Raw genomic sequence first — 23,276 nt, 5'->3', positions numbered from 1 at the left:
CCCTCCCTAGGTCAGCTTCAGGAAGCAGTCGAACAGCGACGCTCCCGGAAGTCCGCTGCTAAGCCGTAGCTCGTCCATCGTCCCCTGCGCGACGAGCCGGCCTTTGTCCAGCAGCAGGAATGTGTCGCACAGCCGCTCCGCGGTGTCGAGCACGTGCGTCGACATGAGGATGCCGGCGCCGCGCTGCCGCTCCTCCTCCAGCAGCTCGATCAGGTCCTGGACGGCGCGCGGGTCGAGGCCGATGAACGGCTCGTCCACGATGTAGACGTCCGGCTTCTGCAGGAAGGCGACGAGCAGCATGATTTTTTGCTGCATTCCTTTGGAAAAGCTGCCGGGCAGGTGATGACGCACCTCGGTCAGCCGAAAACGCGCCAGCAGCCGTTCGGCGTCGGCGCGGAACGCTTCAGGCTCCAGCTCCCACACCGCGGCCGCCAACTCCAGATGCTCCCACAGCGTCAAATGCTCGTAAAGAACCGGATGCTCGGGGATGTAGGAATAGGGCCCGCTAAATACGACTGTTCCTTCTCGTTTGCCGAGCAGTCCGAGTATAGCTTTGATCGTCGTGCTCTTGCCCGCTCCGTTCGGGCCGATCAGCCCGACCCATTCTCCCTCCCGCACCGTGAAGGCGACATCGGACACGACCGCGCTCCGGTCCGGATAGCCTGCCTCCCGCAGCTCTACCTGAAGCTTCTCCATATCCCTCAACCTTTCTCAATCTGTCTCTCTACTATGTCTATGTCTATTTTATACGAAACGAGGAAGCTTTCGTGTCGAACCTCAATTGCCTGTCCGTTACACACAAAAAAAGAGAAAGCCTGCGCTTTCTCTCCTCCGCCCGTCTGCAGGCGGCTCTCCTATCCGGTTAGCGTATGGGTTCTGTCGGCCGCCGTTCTCCGGCGGTCTGCGGCCGGTCCCCGCTCATCAGGGTCCGTCCCGGGTCTGGGGTCTAGCGCTTGTGCGACACTTTGCGCAGCGGGGTGTGTTTGTCTTTTTTGAGGCCGGGGCCGTAAATGTGCAGCATCAGGTTCACCAGATCCTCGTCGTACATGACATCCGCCCAGCGGTTCAGCTCCTCAAGCGCCTCCTCGATCCGCACCGTCCTGCCGAGCCGCCGGTCGTAGCCGGTTATCGAGGCGAACGTATCGGCAACGCGCAGAATGCGGGCATTGAGCGTGATGTCCTTCCACGTCTTCTCGAACGGGAAGCCCGTGCCATCCAGGTTCTCGTGGTGCTGCAGCACCGCCTCGCCGTCCACAAGACCTCTTACGATGAGCGGCTCCAGCAGGCCCCAGCTGTACGTGGGGTGCAGCCGGACGCGCCGCTCCGCTTCCTCGTCCTCGCCCTGCAGCTCCCTGTCGCCGAGCCGCAGGCGTCCGATGTCCATCAGCAGGGCGGTGCGGTACAGCACCTCCTGTTCGTTGTCGTCCATGTTCAGGTACTGGGCGATCAGCAGAGCGTAATACGCTGTCCGCGTCGCCTGCTCATGAAGGCGGGCATCCGCCTGTTTCATCCGTTTAAGCAAAAAAGCCGTCTGGGGGTTGTCCAAGCAGAACATGTCGGACATGCTCTTGATCTCGTTTACCGGAGGTGAGTAGGTCATGGTCTCGTCTCCCCTTTCCCTATCTATCGAATGGCTGCTCGCTTCTATGTTGTCGATCTCTTTGTCTCTATTGTCTATTACTGTCGCTTTATGCGGTATCCCCGTTCTTTCTTATTCTTTACCCAGCTTTTGCCGGAACGCTATCACACCTATTTCCTACTCGCGATTCCCCTCCGGGAGCCTGTCCTCCCCGCCCAAACGGCAAAACAGCCGAACCCGCGCCCCGCGCGACATTCGGCTGTCCGATTCGTTGTCCTATTCTTCCTATCGATCCTGCTATACGATCTTCTAACGAGGCCCCGTTCCTTCAAATGCTCTCGGTCTTCCTATTGAGCTCTCCAGGTCGGACCAGCTGCTAATTCTGCCCGTATCCGCGCTGGTACACGAGCGCGATCAGCTGTGACCGGTCCGTCACGCCCAGCTTCTGAAAGATGTTGGTCATATGGTTCTTGACCGTATGCTCGCTGATGAACAGCGTCTCGGCAATCTCCCGGTTGCTCCGGCCGGTCGCCACCAGGCGGAGTACCTCCTGCTCCCGCGACGACAGACCGAGCTCTTTCATGCTCTTGACCGGCTCCTTGACGTCCACCGGTCCCTCCAGGGACAGCTCCAGCTCCAGCGTCTCCCGCCGTTCCCGGAACGCCTCGAACCGCTTCCGGAGCGCGGGAGACACCGCACCGAGCGGATGCCGGCCGGCCTTGAACGCGTAACCGGCGCTGCCGAGCGCTAGCACAACGATCTGGCTGGCCTCGCCGAACGCGGCGTCGGCCTGCGAAACCGGCTGCTCGCCCGCGGCCTTGACGATCTCTCGCATCTCGTTCAGAACGTGCAATAGCCCCGGATCGCCGATCCACTCCCGTATAATCTCGCCCTCCAGCGGGGCGAGGCAGCAGGCGTCGCCGATCCGCTCGGTCTCCTCGGCGGACAGGCCCCGCTCCTTGGCGAACGCGGCGCCGAGCTCCTTGGCCTCGAGCGTGTGGCTGTACGCCTCGGGATTCCACTGCTTGACCGTGCGGTGCAGCAGCTGGACGACGCTCGGCCCCTGCTGGCGCTCCCTCTCCGCGATCCGCACGAGCGCGGCGCTGCCCATCATTGCGAGGCTGAGGAACAGCTCACGGGCGTCCGCCTCGTCGGTCGGGCGCTTCAGCCCGATCAGGAAGACGCCGAGGAATTTCCCCTTGCTGACGAGGGGGCACTCCAGGTAGCGTACGCCTTCCCGCTCCCGCATGGTTACCAGATCGGCCGACAGCTCGTCCTCCTGGAAACCCTCGTACCGCGGCACGATGTCGCGGAGCCGGGCTTCGGCCTCCCGCTGCGGGAGTCCCCGCGAGACGACCTGCGCCTTGCCAGACGGCTGGCGCAGGAAGACGGCGGCGTAGGGGCTCTCGAACAGATTGACGCTCATGTCGATGAGGATGAACATCGCCCGTTTTCTCTCCTCGACGAGCGTCAGCGTCCGCGCGATCTCCATCATCATGGTCAATCGTATGTAATGTTTGTTCCGCTCATCCCGGAGCATGTCCACCACCTGGCGGGCGCCGAGGAGGGAGGCGAAGGTCTGGCCGAGCTCGTAGACCTCCTCTCCCGCCGTTTCCTCCCGTACGGTGCCGGCGAACAGGACGCCGCGCACGGACTGCTCCAGCAGCACCGGAAAAGCGTAAAGCGTATGCGGCCGGATGCCGAGCCGGGAGAAGAAGACAGAGCGGGGATCGCGCTCCATCTCCGTCCAGCGCGCCGGCTGCCCGGTCGTCGCCGCCTGGCCGAGGAACCCTTCGCCGAGGGAGAACGAGGTGCCGAGCAGCCCCGCCGCCTGCTCGCCGACCAGGTCGGCAATCTGGAAGCGCATCGCCTCCGCCCGGTGCGCATAGCCGACGAAGCCGAGGCTCCGGTCGGCCTGCTTGAGCAGCCGCAGCGCGTCCATCAGCCGGAAACCCGGCTTGTCCACCAGCTGCGCCGCCTCCCGGATGAGGTGGGCCTGGTGCCGTTTTCCGCCCGCTGCGTCCCCGTCGTCCTGGCGAAGCAGAAGGCTGGCCGTCTGCGCGAAGCGCGAGAGCTGCTCCAGCAGCCGGTGCTTCTCTCCCGCGTTCAGCAGCGGCAGCTCGGCTCGAAGCGTCGCCCAGCTCCCTTCCTGCCTGCCGCTGTGCGCTTCATAGTCCTGCAGCGCCTTGCTCATCCGCGCTTCTGCGAAGAACGCTCCCCAGACGATGCCCGCCTTGCCCGTATCAGCGGGAATCGGAACCGCAGCCAGCTTCACCCCGGCCTCGATCTCATAATCGAGCGCCGGACTCCCGGGCCTGCCGCTCTTCCAGATCCCGGCGAGCTCCTGCAGCAGCCTTGGCGCGCCATCCTCTTCCGCCAGCAGCCGGGACAGCCAGTCCTCCCGGCCGGAGGGCTTCGTGAGCAGGGCGCCCTCGCTGTCGGTGATCGCCAGACCGAGACCGGTCAGCGCCGCGAACGCATCCTGAACCGTCTGCAGCTGGCTCATGGGCGAGCCCACTCGAGATCGGAATCAGCCGCGACCGCCGGCTGGATGTAGCGGTAGATGGCGCGCTGTCCCTCTCCCAGCCGTTCGAGGATGGCGAGCTCCACAAGGCGGCCTAGAATCGTTTCCAGATGGTCGGGTCTGCGGCCGAGCCGGAGCGCGAGTCCCTGGACGGACTCGAGCGTATAGGGATTGGCTTCAAAAAACAGCGTGCACTCCAGCTGCAGCCGGAGCGTAAGTTCGTCGCGCATGAATACCTCCTAAGGATTCGCGAATGCCGGCCGCTAGACGAGCCGGATGAAGGGATAAGCGGCTACGTTCTCGACGAGCAGCGGCTCGGAGATTTTGCCGGTCGGCGACTTGGTTACCTGGGCGAATTGGTAGGCTCCGTCCACCCAGGTCCGCACCACTGCGTTCGAGGTCCGCTCAAGAAACGACGACGTCTCCTCGCCGATCTCGGAGAAGTTGCACAGCAGCATGACGGTCATGCCGTACGAGCGCGCCATCGCCGTCTCGGAGGGAAGCGTCTTCAGGACATAGTCCCGTCCCCGCTCCGCGAAGATCGTGTTCAGGTCGTAATATAGGAACCACCGGCGGCCTTGCTCCAGCCCTTCCTTCAGGATCGGAAACAGCTTTTCGCGCTGCCAGCTCCGATACGCTTCGTTATCGAGGCAGCTTGCATCGAGCACCTGCGGCTGGACCGCCTCGGGGTAATGGCGGTCGTACTGCTCGATATACCAAACATCGCGGGCGGCCGCCTTGTCCGCCATCGAGATGCCGTACAGGGCGAGCAGCCGCTCATTGTCGCCCGGCGTGTTGAAGCTGGACAGCATGGCCAGCAGCTTATCTCCCTGATGCAGATGGCTCGCAACGATCGCGCCGACGAGATACTTGTAGTTGGCCTTGCTGTTCGTGTCGACCAGAAGCACCGTTCCCCTCGGCACGCCGCCGCCGAACAGCTGGTCCAGCCGGCCGATCCCGGTCGCCACCTGGTCGGATTGCTTCAGCAGCGCGACATCCTCCAGCATCGAGCGGGCTGGCACGACATGGATGCCCTCATCCAGAATCCGGTAAGCGTGCTCACCTTCGCAGATGGGACGCCCCCGCATCTTGAGCACCTCCAGCGTGCGCATCCGGAACTTGCCCATATGCGGCCGCAGCGCGAGACGAACGACCCCGTCGAACAGATAGTTCTCAAAGGGCGGCTCTCCGCCGCTTTGCTCCGTCTCCTCCCGCAGCAGCAGAGAGGTCAGCCGGTGCTTGCGAAGAACGGTGCGCAGTCCGTACAGCGTCTGGCGGAGGTTTTCCCGCTCCCCGGCGTCGTATCGGTACAGACTGATGCTGTCGATGACGACCCGACGGCAGCCAATCTCTTTCAGCAGCTGCTCGAACAGGCCTCCCGGCTCCGTCATCTGCTCAAGCAGCAGCCCGGGTGACATGCAGAGGACGCGCAGCCGGTTTTCTTTTTCCAGCCGCTTCAGCTCCCAGCCGAACGCCGCCATATCCCGGTACAGCTGCTCGGGCAGCTCCTCGAACGTTATGTAGAGGCCTGCCTCTCCTTCGCGGACGGCCCCGTTGTACAAAAACTGCATGCCGAGCGTCGTCTTGCCCGTCCCCGGCGCTCCTTCCACGATTACCGTCGAGCCGCGGGGGATGCCGCCGTTCAGGATATCGTCGAACCCATCGATACCGGAGGACACCAAGTTCATGTCCGGCTCACCTTCTCTCTATGTAGACTTCCGCACAAATCTCGTTGAAATAATCAGTCCTACTTTACCATATTTCGACAATAAAGTCCCATCGACCGATAGACCCGAATCTGGCCGCCGAACCGGGCCACACGCAACGGGCAAACAAAAAAAGCGGCCTGCTGCAGGCGGCCGCCCTCTCGTATCGGCTCTAGAGCCAGAAGAACATCAGCTTGAAAATGAGAAACGCCAGGACAAACGAGATCGGGATCGTGATGACCCACGTCATGATCATACGCCCGACCGTGCTCCAGTTGACCGATTTGGGCCGGATTGCGGTGCCCGTTCCGATGATCGACGAGGTGATGACATGCGTCGTGGAGAGCGGCATGCCAAAATGCGTCGCCGTCTGGAGAACGATCGTCGAAGTGACGTCCGAGGCGAATCCGTTCATCGGCTCGAGCTTGAACAGCTTCTTGCCGACCGTCTTGATGATCCGCATCCCGCCGGATGCGGTTCCAAGCCCCATCGCGGTCGCCGCAGCAATCTTAACCCACAAGGGGACGTGCAGCTCCGTCTGGAAGTTCCCCGCCATGAGGGCGAACACGATAATCCCCATCGCCTTCTGGGCGTCGTTGGAGCCGTGCGAAAACGCCTGCGCAGCCGCGGACACAATCTGCAGCAGCCGGAAATTCCGGTTCACCTTGCTCGGCGACCGGTTGCCGAGGAGCAGCACGATCCAGCGGATGATGTGCAGCACGACAAAGCCGACCAGGAACGCCACCACCGGCGACAGGACGAGAACAAGCAGAATTTTGTTGAAACCGGACCAGTTGATCGAAGCAAGGCCCGCACCGGCGGCCACCGCTCCCGCCAGCGAGCCGATCAGCGTGTGCGAGGAGGAGGACGGGATGCCGAAATACCAGGTCACCAGGTTCCACACGATAGCGGAGATGAGCGCGGCGATGACGATTTCCATGCCGTGGTTAATATTCATCGGGTTCGCGATGCTCCCCCCGATATTCTTCGCCACCCCTTCGAACAAGATCGCTCCAAGGAAGTTAAGCACCGCCGCCATCATGATGGCGACGCGAGGCGTCAGCGCTTTGGTCGAAATGGACGTGGCGATCGCATTGGCCGTGTCGTGAAACCCGTTGATGAAGTCAAAAACCAGAGCAAGAAACACGATGATGATCAAGATAGTCAAAGCACTCAAGGGAGGACCTCCTAGGATAGCTTGTCCAGTCAAACGGTCGGCAGCGAGCGGGCCTGCAGGGCGGGATTCCGTTCCGATTTGCCACTAGAAATCATACCACAGAACTTCCGAAAAAGTTACGCAAAATCCGCGGAAATCACCGGGAAATCGGCATTTTTCAACTGCAATCGCTTCACTTGGTTCCTCTACAATTTATACCCATGGATTCAATTTCCTAAAACAAGAAGATCATTCCTGTACCGGTTCGTTCGCGCAAACCGCTCCTATTATCCATCCAGGTATCGGCCTCTGTAAAGGACCAGAATGTGTCCATAACCGGGTCCTCGGCAAGCCGGCGGCCAAACGCAAAGACACCCGTCCGGGCCGGACGGGTGTCTTTGCTTACTGCCGCTGCCTACTCCTGTTCGGCCAGACGGTCACAGTATACGTGGATAGCCTCCCGCAAAAAAGCGGCGAGCCCTTCCTTGTATTTGTCGATATTGGCAGTGAATCGCTCATCCTGCACATACAGGTCTCCGAGCCCCCGGAAAATGTCCGGCGTGCAGTCGTAGAACGTATCGGTGATGCCCTGCCGCAGATCCGCTACTGCTTCCTGCACCCGCGGATCTCCCGGGCCCCCGTCCATCGCCTCGATGATCGCGGCATAATTGCGCTCCATCCGCTCTTTTATGAACGCCCAATCGTTCGGTCCGTAGGCGGCCGCCCGCTCCTCCGCCGCTTCGACGGCCGCTTCTCCGTAGCGCTCCCGCGCTTCCGCCGCATACTTGCGCTTGTGCTCCTCGAACGGAGTTTCGTCGAACCCTTCGAACATGTCTTTCCCGCTCATTGTCCTTCCCCCTTCCATTGCCTCGATCGTTCGGTCCAGCGTCGCCACAATGGCAGCCAGCCGGCGCTGCTTCTCGAGCAGCAGCTCCCGGTGGGCGGCCAGCGCCTGCTTGCGGTCGAAGTCCGGCCGGTCGATGATCTGCCGGATCTCCTGCAGCGGAACGCCCAGCTCCCGAAAGAGCAGAATCTGCTGCAGCCGCTCGAGCTCCCGCTCCTTATAGAGCCGGTAGCCCGCCGGGCTGACCGAGCCCGGCTTCAGGAGGCCGATCTCATCGTAATGATGGAGCGTCCGGACGCTGATGCCGACGAGCGTCGCCACTTCCTTCACCAGATAAGCCATCTCCTCACCTCCTGGATTCAGCATAAGGCCTCACGTAACGGGAGAGTCAATCCCTAATATTGCGGGCGTGCCGGGACATTAGCGCGGTAACGGTTCGAGTCCGATACATGCCTGCCGAGAGATCGGGGTCCAGGCGGGCAAGTGGAGAGAACGAAACGGCCCTATTCCGCCAGCAGGCTGTGCTGGCAGGCGGTGTGCAGGTCTCGCCACGTCCGGTTCAGTGCCGTTCCTTCCATCAATGCGGCCATGCCGAGCTTCGGGAATACGGCCTGGGCCGTCTCCCGCGCCGTCCGGCCCATCGCCTTGCAGGCTGCCGATACCTCGCTCTGTTCCTCGTCCGTCAGCGCTCCAGCCTCTACGACCCGCTCCCATGTCCGCTCCACCGCTTCGTAATAGACTCGAGCTGCGGCGTCGAGAAGGGCTTCCGCTTCCCGAATCGCTTCGGCGGTCCGGTCCGCGCGCCCCGGTTTTGCCGCCTCCCATCCGTCCCGGCTGCGCTCCACGAACCGTCCGGCCTCCTCCAGGTAATGCCGGGCAATACCAAGCCCGACCGCCGCGAACGATCCTTGCGCGAACGGCAGGAACGGATACCGGTACAGCGGATCCGTCCCGGGCGCCGGCGGCGCGGTCAAGTCGAAGGTCCGCTCCTCCGGCACGAACTGGTCCGTCACCTCGATCGTATGGCTGCCGGTTGCCTTCAGCCCGAAGCTCGCCCAATCCTCCCGAATCGTCACCTGCTCGGGACGGAAGGCGAACGACCGGATCTCTCCGGCCGGCACTCCTTCTCCGCGGTCGATGACACAATTGGCCGTGAACGTGGTAGCGTATGGCGCTCCGCTGCAGTATTTCCACCGCCCGCTCACCTGGTAGCCGCCCTCTACCGGCACGGCGGTGCCGGTCGGCATGCCGCTGCCCGCGATGACCGCCTCCCGGCGCTCGAATACCTCTCTTGCCGTCTCAGGCGTCATGGCCGGCGCGAAGACCCCACCGCCCGCCCCGATCGTCACGAGCCAGCCGGCGTTGCCGTCCGCCCGGGATACCTCCTCGAAGACCCGGAACGCCTCCGGCAGCGGGGCCATCCGCCCGCCGAGCTCTTCCGGTACGAACAGCTTGAACAGCCGCTCCTTGTACAGCCAATCCAATACCCAGACGGGCAGCTCACCCGCCTGCTCGATCCGGTCTGCCTGCTCCCGCAGCCGCTCCCGGATTCCTTCTTCCCAACCCCACATGTCTATCCCTCCCGTAATTCTGTCTCTATTTTACTGCAAAAGGAGGCGCGGCGCCTGTCTTGTTTGCCTCAGCGGGCGGGCTCCCTGCGGGTTCCGTCTTTCGCAGGAACTTGTTCCGGCGGCCAAAAATAGGTATTCTCAAAGTAGCTTATTTTTCACAAGGAGGTCCTCGCCACGATGGGGAGTCCCGGCAATCGAACGGATCGGTTCAAATGGCTGTTTCTGAACAACAGATTTGTCTTGTTTCTCCTCATTCTCTTGTTAATCGGCCTGAATATTTGGGTGCTGAACAAAATCCCATTCGTCTTTCTCCCTTTTATTGTGCTGGTCAAGACGGTTCTGCTTCCCCTCATTCTGACCGGCATCGTGTACTACCTGCTCAATCCGCTGGTCGACCGTCTCGAGAGACGGGGCGTCAAGCGGGGCTATGCCATCCTGCTGCTCTACCTGCTGATCGCCTGCATTCTGACCGTCGTCATCATGACGGTCATTCCGCTCATCCAGAAGCAGGTCGTCAGCCTGATGCAGAACGTGCCCAAGTATATCGAGGAGATTCAAGAGCAGTTCGAGGAAATGACCGGCAGTACCATCATCGCCCAGCTGCAGCAGGCGATTCATCTGGATTCGACCGATTGGATGAGTACGGTGACCGAGCGGGTGACGACCATTCTCAAGACGGCCGGCACCAGCATTGGCGGCTTTCTGGGCGCGCTCACTGAGACGCTGCTCGCGATCGTCACCGTTCCATTCATTCTGTTCTACCTGCTCAAAGACGGCAAGAAGCTGCCGCGCTACATTCTCGCTTTCGTCCCGGTGTCCCTCCGGCGGCAGACGAACCGGGTCATGACCGAGATGAACCACCAAATCAGCTCGTACATCCGCGGCCAGATCATCGTGAGCTTCTGCATCGGCTTCCTGCTCTACATCGGCTATCTGATCATCGGGCTGGACTACTCCCTCGTGCTCGCCATCATCGCAGCCTGCACGAGCGTCGTGCCGTATCTCGGCCCCGCGATTGCCATTACGCCGGCGCTCATCGTGGCGATCGTCACGTCCCCGGTCATGCTGCTCAAGATGATCGTCATCTGGACGATCGTGCAGCTGATCGAGGGCAAATTCATCTCGCCGCAGATTATGGGCAAGACGCTCGAGATTCACCCGGTGACGATCATCTTCGTCATCCTGACGGCGGGGAACCTGTTCGGCATCGTCGGCATCATTCTAGCGGTGCCTGGGTATGCGGTGCTCAAGGTCATCTGCACCCACTTGTTCCATTGGTTCAAGATTCGGTCCCATCTGTACGATGATGACCTGAACAACCCGATCAAGCCGAAGATCTGACGACAATCGGGCTTTGGCCACGCTTCCGCAATAAAAAAGCCTGGAGCAGGCGCCTAACGGCGCTGTCTCCGGGCTTTTTCGGTGTCTTGAGCCGTGTTCCGCGAGTTGGCGCGGCTTCCTCGCTCTCGGGGTACTCCGGCCTAGTCGAGACGGATAGCTCGCTCCGGCTCCAGCTGATCCGTTTCTGGCCGCCCGTTCCGCATTCAAAGCGGCTTGCGGCCAATCGCGCCGAAGTAAAGCGGCAGCCGATCGACGGCGGCATCGGGTCGTGCCGGCTCGTCGACCCGCAGCAGCGTGAAGCCTGCTTCGAGGAAGCTATTCACGTAGTCCGCCAGCGGCCGATGATAGGCCCCCACCGTGGAGCGGATCGTGCCGGTGCCGGATGAGATCCAGAATTGGGGCGTGTACTCGCGAATTCGGCGAGAGCCGTCGCCCTCCGGGGCGCTAAACGGCGACTGGAAGCAAGGGTGCGTAATGATCCATACGAACGTGCCGCCCGGTTTAAGGATGCGGGAGGCCGCCGCGAAGACGCTGCGGTGATCCGGCACGTCGACCAGCATCACGCAGGAGACGGAGAAGTCATACGCCCCGTCCGGCAGGGAGGCAAGCGTCATCGCATCGTCCTGCACCCATGCTGTCCCGCCGGACTTCCGCCGGGCGTAGTCCAGCAGCCGGCCGCTCAGATCGACGCCCGTCATCGCGGCGCCCAGCCGTTCCAGCCGGACGGCGAGCTCTCCCTGGCCGCAGCCGATGTCACACCCTTGCATCCCCTCGAGTCCGAGCGGGCGAAGCTGCTCCAGCACGTACCGGTAGGCGGCTTCGGACCGTCCCGTCTCGACCATCTCGTTATACTGCTCCGCGAATGCGTCATACTGAGCCATCTGCTTTGCCCTCCTCTCCTATACCGCTATTGAATGACTATGCCGCCGCGGTCCAACTCTTCCCGAATCGGCCCTCTGTCCCAGCTGAGCCGGGTCGTCCAGACCGTGCTGTCTCCTATCTCCATACTTCCCGGCAGGGTCACGACGGCGCTGGCGGCTATTCCGGAGACGGAGGCGGTGGACCTCGCCAGCGACAGCTCCAGCTCACCCGGTCCGTCGCAGGCGAGAACGAAGCGCCGGCCTCTGTAGCTCAGCCGGATGACTCCTCTGCCGGCAGCTGCCGCCCGGATGCCCTCTTCGCCGTCATGGACGAGCAGCGGGACATACTGGCGGACCGAGACGAGGGGCGCCAGCGCCGTCAGCCGGTACGCCCAGGCGAAGCCGCCGGGCTCCACCCGGATCTCTTTTTCCACGCGCACATGCTCGGTTGACCAGACTAGGCGGAGCCCTTCGTCGGCGGCAGCCGCAGGTACATTCTCGGTTCCCGAAGGATATTCCAATCGGCCATCGCCGAGCTCGATCAGCACGCCCTCCCAAAGCGACTCCCGCGGCGAGGCTCTCGCGAACCGCGGCTCTGCCAGCGGAAGCCGAATCTCCCCTGCCCGGTAGTGGAAGCCCTGCATCGCGGGCGTATAGCCCCAGCTGTGCATCCGCAGCGTGCAGCCGAAGAACCGCTCTCCCCGGCGGACGAAGGCGTAACCGCTAGCCTCGTCGAGGAACAGGCCGTCCTCCGGCTCCCCGGGGCCGTCCGGTCTGCCGATAGCGGCTCCGATCGCTCCGTGATGCCCGGCGCCGCCGTTGCTCCCCACTGCGTCTTCTGCTTCGGCAGCACCTTTATCTCCAGAAGCGCCCTTTTCTCCGTCTTCATACCACTCTATGATGCACCTTGCGCCCGCAGCCCCCGTGTCCGTTCCGACGGAACGCCTCTCCTCGTTCTCCTCGAGCAGAGCTGCCAGCGCAATGCCGGTCATCCCTAGGCAATTGTACATGTTGACGTGCGTGTAGCTCTCATAGCCGACCCTCAGCTGATGCGGCCAGAAGTTCGGCGTACAGCTGTAGCTGCCGTCCGGCTTCTTGTATGCGAGCCAGCTGTCCAGCATCCGGTGGCGAAGCCGCTCGTCCTCCTTTCCAAAGGCGGCGAGGAGAGCAGAACCGGCTCCCCAGGTGAACATCTGATAGCTGCTCCGCTGCGTCATGGCGAACGTGCCGTCGGTGGTGACGGTCCTCCGGAACCAGGCGACACCTTTGGCGATAACATCCCCGGCACGACGGAACAAAGGGACATGCTCCGGCTTGGGTTCGGAGATCAGCGCCAGCGGAGACAGCAGCAGGAACAAGGTGAACGCATGATAGGCGATCGGCATGCCGTCCTTCTCTCCGGCTTCGTCCTTCTCGTCGTTCACAAAGCCCGACTCCATCTGCGCCTCCTCTACATGCCGCAGCAGCTTGGCGAGGCGCTCGGAGTCCGCCTGCCGGTACCCCAGCGCCTCCAGATACAGCTCCATCCCCCATTGAAGCGCGGCGCAGTTGGTATTGAGCGTGCGGCAGTCGTCCTCGTAAGCCGCATAGAAGGCCGCGAAGGCAGGCGCCTCTTCCGCCCGCTCCCGCTCGGGAAGGAGCAAAAGCGCCATCAGGCTATAATGAAAGAGAAAGACGCGGCAAAACGGAGACACGCTCCGGTCTTGGAGCAGCTCGACAGACCGGCGGACCAGCCCTATGCAGCCCGCCAGATGCTCCGCCCGGCCGCTGCCGCGGTAGGCCGAGGCATAGACGACCGCCGCGTTGGCCGGTGCGTAATTCTCGCTGTAGATCGTTTCATAGGGGTCGGGAAGCGTACCGTCTTCCTGCTTCCAATGCTCCAAGACGCCGGTAAACTCCTGCAAGATGGCCTGCATTCTGCTTCTCAGATCGCTCATGGGGATCGCTCCTTTTTTTGGGGCGTACGGGAGACGGCGGGCCGCAAACTCTCCCTTGCACAACCCTGCAGCTTGTGCTATATTGTAAACCTTTCCCATTTCACGGGCACGCATCAAATCGATACCGAACGGAGGGACATGTTGTGGACACCGAGAGGCAAAGCGCATATCAAGAGGAACTGGATCAGCTGGATCAAGTGACCCGGCTGATCGACGACCAGCTTCGCGAGCTGGAGGCGATTCCGCGCTATTACGGCACCGACCTCACCGAGCAGGTGCTGGAATCGATTCGCGAGAACGGACGCCGAAGCCTGGCGAGAGCCCGGCCGGAGCCGTACTTCGGCCGGCTGGATTGGCAGGAGAAGGACAGCGAGGCCCCAGCTCCGCTCTACATCGGCAAGGTCGGCGTGGAGAACCGCGCGACCGGACAGCCGCTTGTCATCGACTGGCGCGCTCCGGTGGCCAGCCTGTTCTATTCGTTCACCGGAGGAGCCGACGCCGCCTCCTACGACTCGCCCGAAGGCCTCGTCGAAGGGCTGGTCTACCTGAAGCGCAATCTGGTTATCCGCAAGCAGCTGCTTCAGCGGGTCGTCGATACGTATACCCGCGGCGGCGACAACCTGGCGGTGGCGGACGAGTTCTTGCTCTACCGGCTCGGCGAGAACAAGGACAACCGGCTGCGGGACATCGTCTCGACGATTCAGTCGGAGCAGGACAGCATCATCCGGGCGGTCAAGAACCAGGCGCTGCTCATCCAGGGCGTGGCGGGAAGCGGCAAGACGACCGTCGCCCTGCACCGGCTCGCCTATCTGCTCTACCAATACCGGGAGCAGATTCGGGCCGAGCGGATGATCATTTTTGCTCCGAACAGCATGTTCCTCGACTACATCTCCGGCGTCCTGCCCGAGCTGGGCGTCGGGGACATCCAGCAGACGACGTTCACCGACTGGGCGCTCGAGCAGCTGGACCATGAGGTCAAGCTGGCGGACCCCGCCAAGACGCACGCGTACTGGTTCGCTTCGGGCACGGACCGTCCGGCCATTACCGACGAGACGCCGGGCCGGTTCAAGGGAGCGCTCGCCTTCCGCGAGCTGCTGGATGCCTGCCTCGATCATTACGAGGCCGTCTTCCTGCCCGATGCCGACTTCGAGGCTGCCGAGGATCTCGTCCTGCCGGTCTCGCTCATCCGCCGCTGGTTCACCGTCGAGAACAAGCATTACCCTCTCGCGAAGCGGAGAGAACGGACGCTTGCCCGGATCAAGCGATGGCTGGAGATGCAGCTGGAGCAGATGGCCGATCCGGTTCGCCGCAAGGACAAGAAGGCGAAGGCTTCCGCCCGGCTGCGCGCCTACGCCAAGGCGTGGCCGGCGCCGAGTCCGCTCACTTTCTATACCCAGCTGTTCCGCCCCGCCAAGCGCACGCTCTCCTTCCCTGAGGAGCTGCTGAGCCGCATTCCGGAGACCGTCGCCGAGGAAACCGCCAAGACGCTCAAGAAGAAGCAGGCGCAGTGGGAGGACCTGGCCCCGCTCGTCTATATCCGGGACCGCTTCGAGGGCATAGGCGGCAACGACACGTTCGATCATACGGTGATCGACGAAGCGCAGGACTTCTCGCCGTTCCAGGTGGCGCTGCTGGACCGCCATACCAAAGGGAGCTCCTTCACCATCCTCGGCGACCTGTCGCAGGGGATTCACGGGTACCAGGGCATCATCTCCTGGGATGAGTTTGCCGCCGTGTTCGGCGACGGGCAGTCGGCCTACTATCAGCTCGACCGCAGCTACCGGTCGACGATGGAGATCATCCGGTTCGCGAATCAGGTTCTGGCGAACAGCGGCGGCGACTTCCCGCAAGCGGTTCCCGTCTTCCGAAGCGGCGACAAGGTTAAGCTGGTGCCCGCATCCCGAGGCGGGACCGCCGCGCAGGTGCTGGCCATTCTCGCGAAGCTGGCCGAGGGGCCGGCCGAGACGATCGCGGTGATGACTCGCTCCGAGAAGCGCAGCCGTGAGCTGCATGCCGCCCTCGAGGCGGCGGGCCGTGAGCCGTCGCTGATCCAGGCCGGCCAGCGGGAGTACCGGGGCGGACTGTCCGTCCTCCCCGTCTACCTCGCCAAAGGGCTGGAGTTCGACGCGGTTGTGCTCGTCGACGCCGACGAAGCTCACTACGCGGCCGATCCGCAGGACGGCAAGCTGCTCTACGTCGGCTGCACCCGGGCGCTGCACGATCTATGGGTCGTCTACGAAGGCTCGCCTACGCGTCTCATCCGGGACGCCGGAGCCGACGTCGCCGAGACCGCGGCTGCCGCGTCCCTCTAACGAACTTCAAATCAAGCAAAAACACCCCCGCCGGCTGGCGGGGGTGTTTTTGCGGGCGGCGGCCTCCGGGCCCGCCTTCCCGGACCGGCCGTATCGGCAGACGCCGGTTAGTTTGCGGCCTTGAAGGTGTAGGTTTTGCCGAGAGCTTTCGAAATCTGCTCAGCGTACCCTTCGAAGATGGCTTTGCCGCCGTATTTCTCCATCAGCTCTGCCCGGTACTTGGGCCAGTTGGAAGAATCCTTCTCGTCGAACAGAACCTTCGTATGAAACAGGTTCATCTGCTTCCGGAAGGCGGACAGATCCGTTCCGGTCGGGGGCGCTACGTTGGTGCCGATAGACGGAATATACTTGTACGAGCGCAGCTTCGCCAGGATGGCGCGGTCGTGGTCCGTCTCGTTCGGGTCGATCAGCTCCATGCCGAGACGCTCCGGCTCGTTCGGGGTGAAGGCGCCCCAGACGTCCAGGAAGCTGCCATTGTCGACGATGTCCTTCTTATAGGCATCGGCCTGAATTTCGATCCGGTTGCCGTTCTTCTTGTAATGCACGCCTTCCTGGCCGTAGTTCGTCAGCAGAAACCCTTCGGGTGAGCTGAGCCAGTCAAGGATCTCGATAGAGCGCTTGATCTTCTCGTCGGACGCCTTGGCGCTGAACATGAACGGCGTACCCGGGAGCACCTCGGTGCCGACACCGGTTTTGGCCGCGATGTGGAACGGCTGCCAGTCGGCCGTCTGGACGCCGGTAATCTCCTTGGTCTTCTTCTGCACGCTGACCGCCGCATTGTCGAATGCGATTTCGCGCGTAGCGGAGTAGAAGATGCCCACTTTGCCCGTTTGCGCCTTCTCCAGCTGTTGACCAGGCTTGTTGAGATACCAGTCGGGGTCTACGATCTTGGCCGCGATGGTCTTGCGGATATCGTCGAGTACTTTGCCGGTGCGCAGATCGCTGCCCCGGTCGATGAATTGGTCGTTTTCGAGATACAGGCCGCCTGCCATGCCGTTCGAGAACCACTCGGGGAAATCGCCCGGAACGCTGGCGCCGTTGCCGGCAGCCGAGAAGCCGTACGTATCGTTCTTGCCGTTGCCATCCGGGTCGTTGAGCGTGAACGCCTTCATGACGTTAATCATCTCGTCGTAGGTCTCGGGGATCTTGAGGCCGAGCTTATCCAGCCAATCCTTCCGGACGTAATAGGAGAAGTACTGCGATTTCATAAACGGAACGGGCGCGCGCATAAAGACATCCTGCACCTGATAACGCTTCATCTCGGGCTCCGTGATCCACGATTTGAAGTAATTGGGCATGTTCTGGGGAGTGACGTACTTGGTCAGGTCGGCCGATACTTTGTCGAGAATGTACTTGTTGGATTCCTGTCCGCCCGCCATGAACATATCCGGCGCGTCGCCGCCGCTCAGCTTAAGATTGAGCTTGTTGGTATAGTCGGTTCCGAAGACCATATACTCCAGGTTGATCGTCACGTTGAACTTCTCTTCAATCGCCTTCCTGACAAAATCCTTGTCGGCCGCAGGCAGCTTGGCGGACGAGTTGTTCACGACCCACATCCAATTCAGGGTCAATTTTTCCTTGCTGTTGGTGCTTGCTCCGGGCGAGGAAGTGGATGTATTCGTATTCGTGTCCTTGCCCGTATCGCTTCCGCATGCACTCAGTGCCAATGACGACGCCAACAACACAGCCGACGCTGCTCGAAATGTCTTCAAACCGGATGACCTCCCCAAAAAATAAGTGTACTGACAGGCTGCCCTCTTCCTATCCTTGCGTGCGCCCAGTGGATTGGATCGGCGGCGGATAGACCCTGCCATGCTGCGTTAGAAACCGCTTACAAGTTGAGGTAACAGTTGTCTCTCTGCCGCTGCATGAGGGATGGACGCAAACATATGAACTGGTCATATACCTGTTACATATTTATGATAAGGGAGCGAAACCGAATGAGAGAGTCAATTTTTATATAGACATGCCAATTATGGCGGATTCTGCGATTAAAGACCTATTAAGGTCGTCCGTTCGCCCGCTTCCTTTTCCGCTTAAAGTTGTGTAATTCCTCTCCCCCTCCCACGGTCCCCTATGGTACACTAAGACCAAATCGGCCCCCACCCTTATCCGCAGCCGCCCTTCATTCCGGCCGATCGTTGGAAGCGTTAACAGGAGGGAATCGCATGGCTCTTTATCCCGTCTATCAGGATGCCTTGTCGCACGCGAATATCAAACGGGGACAGTTTCCTTTTTATATCTCGATCAATACGATCCAGCCAAGCGTCCCGCTTCATCACCACGATTTCGTCGAGCTGTCGTTTGTTATCGAAGGCAGCGGAACCGAGATCATTAACGGCCGCAAGCATCCGATGAAGCCGGGGACGGTCTCGTTCCTGCTGCCGCATCATATTCACGAAATCTACAGCGATCCGGGGACGCCGATCAAGGTGTTCTGCTGCATGTTCGATATCAGCCTGCTGTTCGGATCGTCCGTAGATGCCGAGCTCGGCAGTCTCCTCCTGAAGGCAGGCGAGACGCTGTCCTCCTACGTCGATCTGCCCCCCGAGCAGGCGGATACGCTGCGTATCCTCTGCACCCAGATGCTTGAGGAGCACCGGGGCGACCGCGTCGGGAAGAACAGCTGCATCCGCGCGAAGCTCATCGAAGCACTGCTGCTCTATCTCCGGGCGAACCGGAATGGCGAATCGGCCGAATCGGCGCCGAGCGGTCCCGAATCCCGCCGGGCGATCTGGGCCATCATTCAATATGTGCATACCCATTACCTTGACCATATGACCCTGGAGGACCTGTCCCGCCGGTTCGGCCTCAGTGTCCCGTATTTGAGCCGGACCTTCAAGGAGCAGGTCGGCCAAAGCTTCCTCGCTTATCTGCACGCCCTGCGCATCCGGCGCGCCTCGAGTCTCTTGATTACGACACAGATGACGGTATCGGAAATCGCTACCGAAGTCGGCTTCGACTCGTTTCGGACGTTCTCGAGGGTATTCAAGGAGCTGAAGGGCCAGACGCCAAGCGAATACCGCCAGGCGTTCGTCGCCGGCATACCCGAGCTCGCAGGCGGGAAGCAGCATCCGGCGGGCTAGACCGGGGAGCCAGGGAGGCACGCCCCGCTCCCGCAGTTATGCCGGGTGCCCCGGAGGCCGCTCGGTTACGCCAGCGCACTTCGGACATCCCTGCTGTACCGTCGGGTTACCCGGCCTTCCTCCATCGCCCGCCTCGCCATCCGTCCCTGGACTCCATCCAATGTCCGACAACGACAAAAAGACCAGAGCGCCAAGCGCTCTGGTCTTTTTGGGTTAGTGTCCGGACCTTGGTTCAACGGGGAACGGGCAGGCAGCCGGTCTCTTAAAGCTTGATCGCTTTCTTCTGGGCGATGGACTCATAAGCAGCCAGTGCTACCTGCGCCGACTTCAAGCCATCCTCACCGGTAATCGGTACCGGCGTGCCGTTCGCGATGGCGTTCACGAAGCCTTCGACCAGACGGCCGTCCATGCTGTCTCCCCATCCGCTGTAGGTCGGCTTGGCGGCGAGATTGCTGAACACTTCGTTCTTCTGGTTGAACGAATCGATGCTGACGACGCCCTTGGTACCGACGATCTCCATCGTCACGTCGCCCCAGGTCGGGAACATTTTGGGGCGGGACCAGCTGGTGTCGAGCGCGGCGATGACGCCGTTCTCGAACTTCACATGGACCATGCCCGAATCGTCTACCTTGATATCGTGGAAGAACGTACCGGCCTCTGCATATACCTCGGCAACCGGGCTGTCCAGGAACCAGTTCATCAGGTCCATGACGTGTACGGTATGATCGAGGACAGCGCCACCGCCGGACAGCTCTGGCTCGATGAACCAGCTGCCTGGCATCGTGCCGCGGTTCGTTCCCTTGATCGCGAGAATCTCGCCGATCTCTCCCCGCTCAATGGCGGCCTTCGCATCGAGAACAGCCGTTATGTAGCGGCACGGAAACGCGGTCATCAGCTGGACGCCCTTCTCGCGGCAGACGTCGATCATCCGCTGCATCTCCTCCGTGGAGATGCCGAGCGGCTTTTCGCACAGCACATGCTTGCCCGCGTTCGCGGAGTCGATGGTCTGCTGGGCGTGATGCACGTTCTCGGAGCAAATGACGACAGCGTCGATATCCGTCTTCAGCAGCTCGCGGTAATCCTCGTAATACGCCAGTCCGTGCTTCTCGACGACGCCGGCGACACGATCGCGGACTTCGTCGGCGATCCCGGTAACCGTAACATTCGGCAGCTCCAGCAGCCCCCGCAAGTAGCTGAAGGCATGTCCATGCGCGAAGCTGATCATTCCAACTTTAACGTGGTTCATTTCTATTCCCTCCCCGCCTTGCTGTCCGACCCGAAGGTCACCGGCTGTCCGGTCTCTGCCGATTCGACGGCTGCCAGGCAGATCTCGATCGCCTTCAGGCCGTCCTCCGCTGTTACGCGAGCCTCTTCCCCGGTGCGAATGCACGACAGGAAGTGCTCCAGTTCATAGTAATAAGGATCATGGAGAGTCGGACTCCGGTCGGCAGAGACGACGACGGGAGCGGCCCCCTCCGTCTCGGCGATTTTGCGAATCTTCACCGTCGAGGTTGTCTCACTGTCGAAGCGGATAATGCCCTCTGAGCCAGCCACTTCGATGGCCGTCGTGAAGCTGCCGGGGTAGCCCCAGAAGCCTTCGATGTTGGCGATGGCCCCTTGCTCGAAGCGCAGCGTCACGAGGGTATATTCCATATGCTCGGTCAGCCGGCTCATGGCGTATACCGAGCTGACCTCTCCAAGCATGCCACGCAGAAAGTCTATGTCGTGAATCATCAGATCCATGATCACGCTGCCGGTTTTGGCCCGGTCGTTATACCACGGACGCGTCCGGCCCGGATGGCCGCCCCTCCGCTTGGCGTTGACGACGCCTACCTTGCCGATAGCACCGCTTTCGACCTTGCGGCTGATGTCCAGATAGTTCGGGAAAAAACGAACGACGTGTGCGACAAATAGGCGGACGCCTTGTTTGCGGCATACGTCGATCATTTCTTGGGCGTCTTCCTTTGTCGGAGCGATCGGCTTCTCGCAGATGACGTGCTTCCCGCGATTGGCCGCACGAATGACGTACTCCTTATGCAGGTAAGTCGGCAGGCAAATATCCACTACATCCGGATCAACCTCGTCGAGCATCTGGTCAAAATCGGTGTAGGCTTGCGTTCCGTACGCTTCCGCGGCAGACTTGGCTGCTTCCTCCATGAAATCGACGACCGCGGCTAGCTCGGCTCCGGGCATCTTCGCATAGTCGCTTGCGTGGGTTCTCCCCATCCCTCCGCAGCCGATAACGGCGACTTTCATTGACTGGTCCCTCCCATGATTCCTGTAATTTAAGGTCCGAATAGGAAAAGGAGGCGCAGCCTCCTTTTCCGTTGTGATTATACCATTGTTTGGAGCAAGATAGAACGCTTTCTTTTATTTTTTATAGCGGTCGTAGCCTGCTTTGTAGATCTTAAGATATTCGTCGACTCCCATCTTTTTGATGGTCGCCACATAGTTGTCCCACTCGGTGAACGGAATCGTTCCGGTAATGAACTTGGTCTCCATCTCGGTCACGTACGTGTGAATATCGTTCTGCAGCGTGATCAGCTTCTCGTTCTCTGCGTCGGTGAAGCTGAACGGCGGCCAAATGTCCTTGATCAGGTTCGGCTCGACCTTCTTCGCCGCTTCGATCGATTCCGGCAGCGCCTCAGCGCCCGCGAAGAATTTCTGGCGTACGATGCCTGGGTAGCTGCCGCCCGGCCAGGTCACATACTTGACGACTGCTTGCTCGAGCGTCAGCCCCTGCGGGTTCTTCGTGATCTCATCCGTGTACTGGACTTTGCCGTCTGCCGTCTCCGTATACGACTGGTCCTTGATGCCCATGAAGAACATCTTGTTACCCTCTTCGCTGTAGAAGTAATCCATCCAGCGGACGGTCGCCTCCGGATTCTTGTTCTTGTCCGTAATGACGAATGCGCCTGTCTGAACGAGCGGAGAACGGATGGCCGTGAACTTGTCCTGGCCGTTCGGTCCCTTCAGCATCGGCATTCCGACGTAGGTGGTCTGCTTCATGAGGGTGTACGGGCTCGTGGTCACCATCGAACCGTAGACGCCCTCAGCGCCCTTCGCATAGAACTGGTTGCTCTTGATCGTGGTGATTTCCTTTTCAATCAAGCCTTCCTTCGTAAGCTTGTTGACGTACTGAAGCATTTCCTTGTACTCCGGCGCTGTCGGGACAAAGCGCAGCTCGTTCGTCTTCGGATCCATGTCCACGTTCGGCTGAGCGGTGCCGCGGTTCATGAGACCGAAGCTGCCCTTCAGCTTGTTGAGCAGATCAGCATAGCCGACGCCGCCGTAGCCGATCTCATCGGCTTTGCCGTTCTTGTTCAGGTCGGTATTCTTAACCGCTTTCAGATACTCGTAGAATTCGTCCAGCGTCGTCGGCTCCTTCATGCCGAGCGCGTCGAGCCAATCCTTCTTGTACCAGAGCTTCGCGCCAAGAAGAGCAGATGTGAACTGCTGGTCGTAGATGAGCGGGAATGCGTAAATGTTGCCGTCCGCCATCGTAATCCCTTTGCGGATCGAGGGGTCTGCGTCCAAAATCTTTTTCAGGTTCGGCGCATATTTGTCGATCAGGTCATTCAGCTTGATGAACGTCCCCTGCGAGCCGTATTTCACCAGATCGGTATTCGTCATTCGGGTCGTATGGAACGCGTCCGGATAGTCGCCGCTCGCCAGGGAGAGGTTGCGCTTCTCCGTCAGGTTGTCGAACGGCACGAGCTGGAAGTCGACGTTGATGTTCGTCATTTTGGCGTATTCCTTCCAAATCACCGTCTCGTTCCAGTTGTTCGCCGTGGTAGCGGCCTTGCCCGTAAAGAAGGTCAGCTTGATCGGTTCCTTCACAATCGGAAAGCCCGTTGCATTCAGGTTGCTGTTCTGCGCCTCTCCTTTCTTGCCGCTGTCGCCAGAAGCGTCGCCTCCGCCTCCGCAGCCCGCCACCAAACTAGCGGTCACCGCCGATGTTACCAGTGCTGCTGTCCATTTCTTCATTGCCACTTTCTTTGACCTCCCCTTTTTCCTCAAGAGCCCATAATCTAAATCGTTATGTTACATCAGCCTTTCAGTGCGCCGATCATAACGCCCTTCACGAAGTACTTCTGAAGGAACGGATACAGAATCAGCACCGGCAGATTGGCGATGACCACAACCGCATACTTGATGACTTCCACTTCCATGATCTTCTTGGCGAGCGAGTCGTCCGCCATGTCGACCATATCCGCCATCTGGCCCTGGATCAGGATCTCCCGCAGAATCAGCTGCAGCGGATACTTGCCCCGGTCGGTCAGGTAGATGAGGGCGTTGAAGAAGGCGTTCCAGTGCCCGACCGCGTAGAACAGAATCATGACCGCGATGATCGGCATCG

The 23,276-nt window shown here is 60.9% G+C and carries 17 protein-coding genes and 1 pseudogene; 3 read left to right on the top strand and 15 right to left on the bottom strand.

The features are described from left to right. Window positions 1–6 precede the first annotated feature (6 nt). The 8 genes from KJS47_RS21185 to KJS47_RS21150 form a co-directional block, all read right to left on the bottom strand. On the bottom strand, window positions 7–696 hold the full coding sequence (locus KJS47_RS21185) for an ABC transporter ATP-binding protein (protein ID WP_213527477.1): 690 nt from the start codon (window positions 694–696) through the stop codon (window positions 7–9). A 250-nt stretch (window positions 697–946) separates the two neighbouring features. Next, window positions 947–1,600, bottom strand: coding sequence for an HD-GYP domain-containing protein (locus KJS47_RS21180; RefSeq protein WP_213527475.1), 654 nt, complete (start codon window positions 1,598–1,600; stop codon window positions 947–949). A gap of 355 nt (window positions 1,601–1,955) precedes the next feature. Beyond that, a complete protein-coding gene (locus tag KJS47_RS21175) occupies window positions 1,956–4,085 on the bottom strand; it encodes a LuxR C-terminal-related transcriptional regulator (protein ID WP_213527473.1) in 2,130 nt (709 codons plus the stop codon). Further along, the gene (locus KJS47_RS21170; RefSeq protein ID WP_213527471.1) at window positions 4,082–4,333 is read right to left on the bottom strand and encodes a hypothetical protein; all 252 of its coding nucleotides are present in this window, start codon (window positions 4,331–4,333) and stop codon (window positions 4,082–4,084) included. Before KJS47_RS21170 ends, KJS47_RS21175 begins: the two co-directional genes overlap by 4 nt. 33 nt (window positions 4,334–4,366) lie before the next feature. Continuing rightward, window positions 4,367–5,791, bottom strand: a complete 1,425-nt coding sequence (locus KJS47_RS21165) for an RAD55 family ATPase (protein ID WP_213527469.1) — start codon at window positions 5,789–5,791, stop codon at window positions 4,367–4,369. Window positions 5,792–5,981: 190 nt separating this feature from the next. Continuing rightward, a complete protein-coding gene (locus tag KJS47_RS21160; protein ID WP_249716626.1) occupies window positions 5,982–6,986 on the bottom strand; it encodes an inorganic phosphate transporter in 1,005 nt (334 codons plus the stop codon). Window positions 6,987–7,380: 394 nt separating this feature from the next. After that, on the bottom strand, window positions 7,381–8,151 hold the full coding sequence (locus KJS47_RS21155; RefSeq protein WP_213527467.1) for a MerR family transcriptional regulator: 771 nt from the start codon (window positions 8,149–8,151) through the stop codon (window positions 7,381–7,383). Between the two features lie 161 nt (window positions 8,152–8,312). Further along, a complete protein-coding gene (locus tag KJS47_RS21150) occupies window positions 8,313–9,380 on the bottom strand; it encodes an acyl-CoA dehydrogenase family protein (protein ID WP_213527465.1) in 1,068 nt (355 codons plus the stop codon). A 177-nt stretch (window positions 9,381–9,557) separates the two neighbouring features. Between KJS47_RS21150 and KJS47_RS21145 the strand changes: the two genes are divergently transcribed. Next, window positions 9,558–10,721, top strand: coding sequence for an AI-2E family transporter (locus tag KJS47_RS21145; RefSeq protein WP_213527463.1), 1,164 nt, complete (start codon window positions 9,558–9,560; stop codon window positions 10,719–10,721). Window positions 10,722–10,924: 203 nt separating this feature from the next. Here the strand turns inward: KJS47_RS21145 and KJS47_RS21140 are convergent, their stop codons facing one another. Next, window positions 10,925–11,602 carry a class I SAM-dependent DNA methyltransferase gene (locus KJS47_RS21140; RefSeq protein ID WP_213527461.1) on the bottom strand — a complete coding sequence of 226 codons (678 nt, stop codon included), beginning with the start codon at window positions 11,600–11,602 and terminating at the stop codon, window positions 10,925–10,927. Window positions 11,603–11,628: 26 nt separating this feature from the next. After that, window positions 11,629–13,518, bottom strand: coding sequence for a hypothetical protein (locus tag KJS47_RS21135; protein ID WP_213527459.1), 1,890 nt, complete (start codon window positions 13,516–13,518; stop codon window positions 11,629–11,631). A gap of 143 nt (window positions 13,519–13,661) precedes the next feature. Between KJS47_RS21135 and KJS47_RS21130 the strand changes: the two genes are divergently transcribed. Beyond that, window positions 13,662–15,830, top strand: a complete 2,169-nt coding sequence (locus KJS47_RS21130; protein WP_213527457.1) for a HelD family protein — start codon at window positions 13,662–13,664, stop codon at window positions 15,828–15,830. A gap of 107 nt (window positions 15,831–15,937) precedes the next feature. On the opposite strand, the gene KJS47_RS21125 is transcribed toward KJS47_RS21130, so the two are convergent. Further along, window positions 15,938–17,542 (bottom strand): type 2 periplasmic-binding domain-containing protein, encoded by a 1,605-nt coding sequence (locus KJS47_RS21125; protein ID WP_213527455.1) that lies wholly within the window; start codon window positions 17,540–17,542, stop codon window positions 15,938–15,940. A gap of 456 nt (window positions 17,543–17,998) precedes the next feature. Between KJS47_RS21125 and KJS47_RS21120 the strand changes: the two genes are divergently transcribed. Continuing rightward, window positions 17,999–18,916 carry an AraC family transcriptional regulator gene (locus KJS47_RS21120; protein WP_213527453.1) on the top strand — a complete coding sequence of 306 codons (918 nt, stop codon included), beginning with the start codon at window positions 17,999–18,001 and terminating at the stop codon, window positions 18,914–18,916. Between the two features lie 262 nt (window positions 18,917–19,178). Here KJS47_RS21120 and KJS47_RS21115 read toward each other — a convergent pair whose 3' ends face one another. The 4 genes and pseudogenes from KJS47_RS21115 to KJS47_RS21100 form a co-directional block, all read right to left on the bottom strand. Next, window positions 19,179–20,162 carry a Gfo/Idh/MocA family protein gene (locus KJS47_RS21115; protein ID WP_213527450.1) on the bottom strand — a complete coding sequence of 328 codons (984 nt, stop codon included), beginning with the start codon at window positions 20,160–20,162 and terminating at the stop codon, window positions 19,179–19,181. Between the two features lie 2 nt (window positions 20,163–20,164). Next, window positions 20,165–21,172, bottom strand: coding sequence for a Gfo/Idh/MocA family protein (locus KJS47_RS21110; RefSeq protein ID WP_213527448.1), 1,008 nt, complete (start codon window positions 21,170–21,172; stop codon window positions 20,165–20,167). 114 nt (window positions 21,173–21,286) lie between these two features. After that, complete coding sequence (locus KJS47_RS21105; RefSeq protein ID WP_249716630.1) at window positions 21,287–22,903, bottom strand: type 2 periplasmic-binding domain-containing protein; 1,617 nt, start codon at window positions 22,901–22,903, stop codon at window positions 21,287–21,289. Between the two features lie 62 nt (window positions 22,904–22,965). Continuing rightward, window positions 22,966–23,276, bottom strand: a pseudogene (locus KJS47_RS21100) (carbohydrate ABC transporter permease); the annotation flags it as partial.

The organism is Paenibacillus sp. J31TS4 (assembly GCF_018403265.1).
In the GTDB taxonomy this organism is placed as follows: domain Bacteria; phylum Bacillota; class Bacilli; order Paenibacillales; family NBRC-103111; genus J31TS4.
This window is presented reverse-complemented; position numbering and strand designations above follow the sequence as displayed.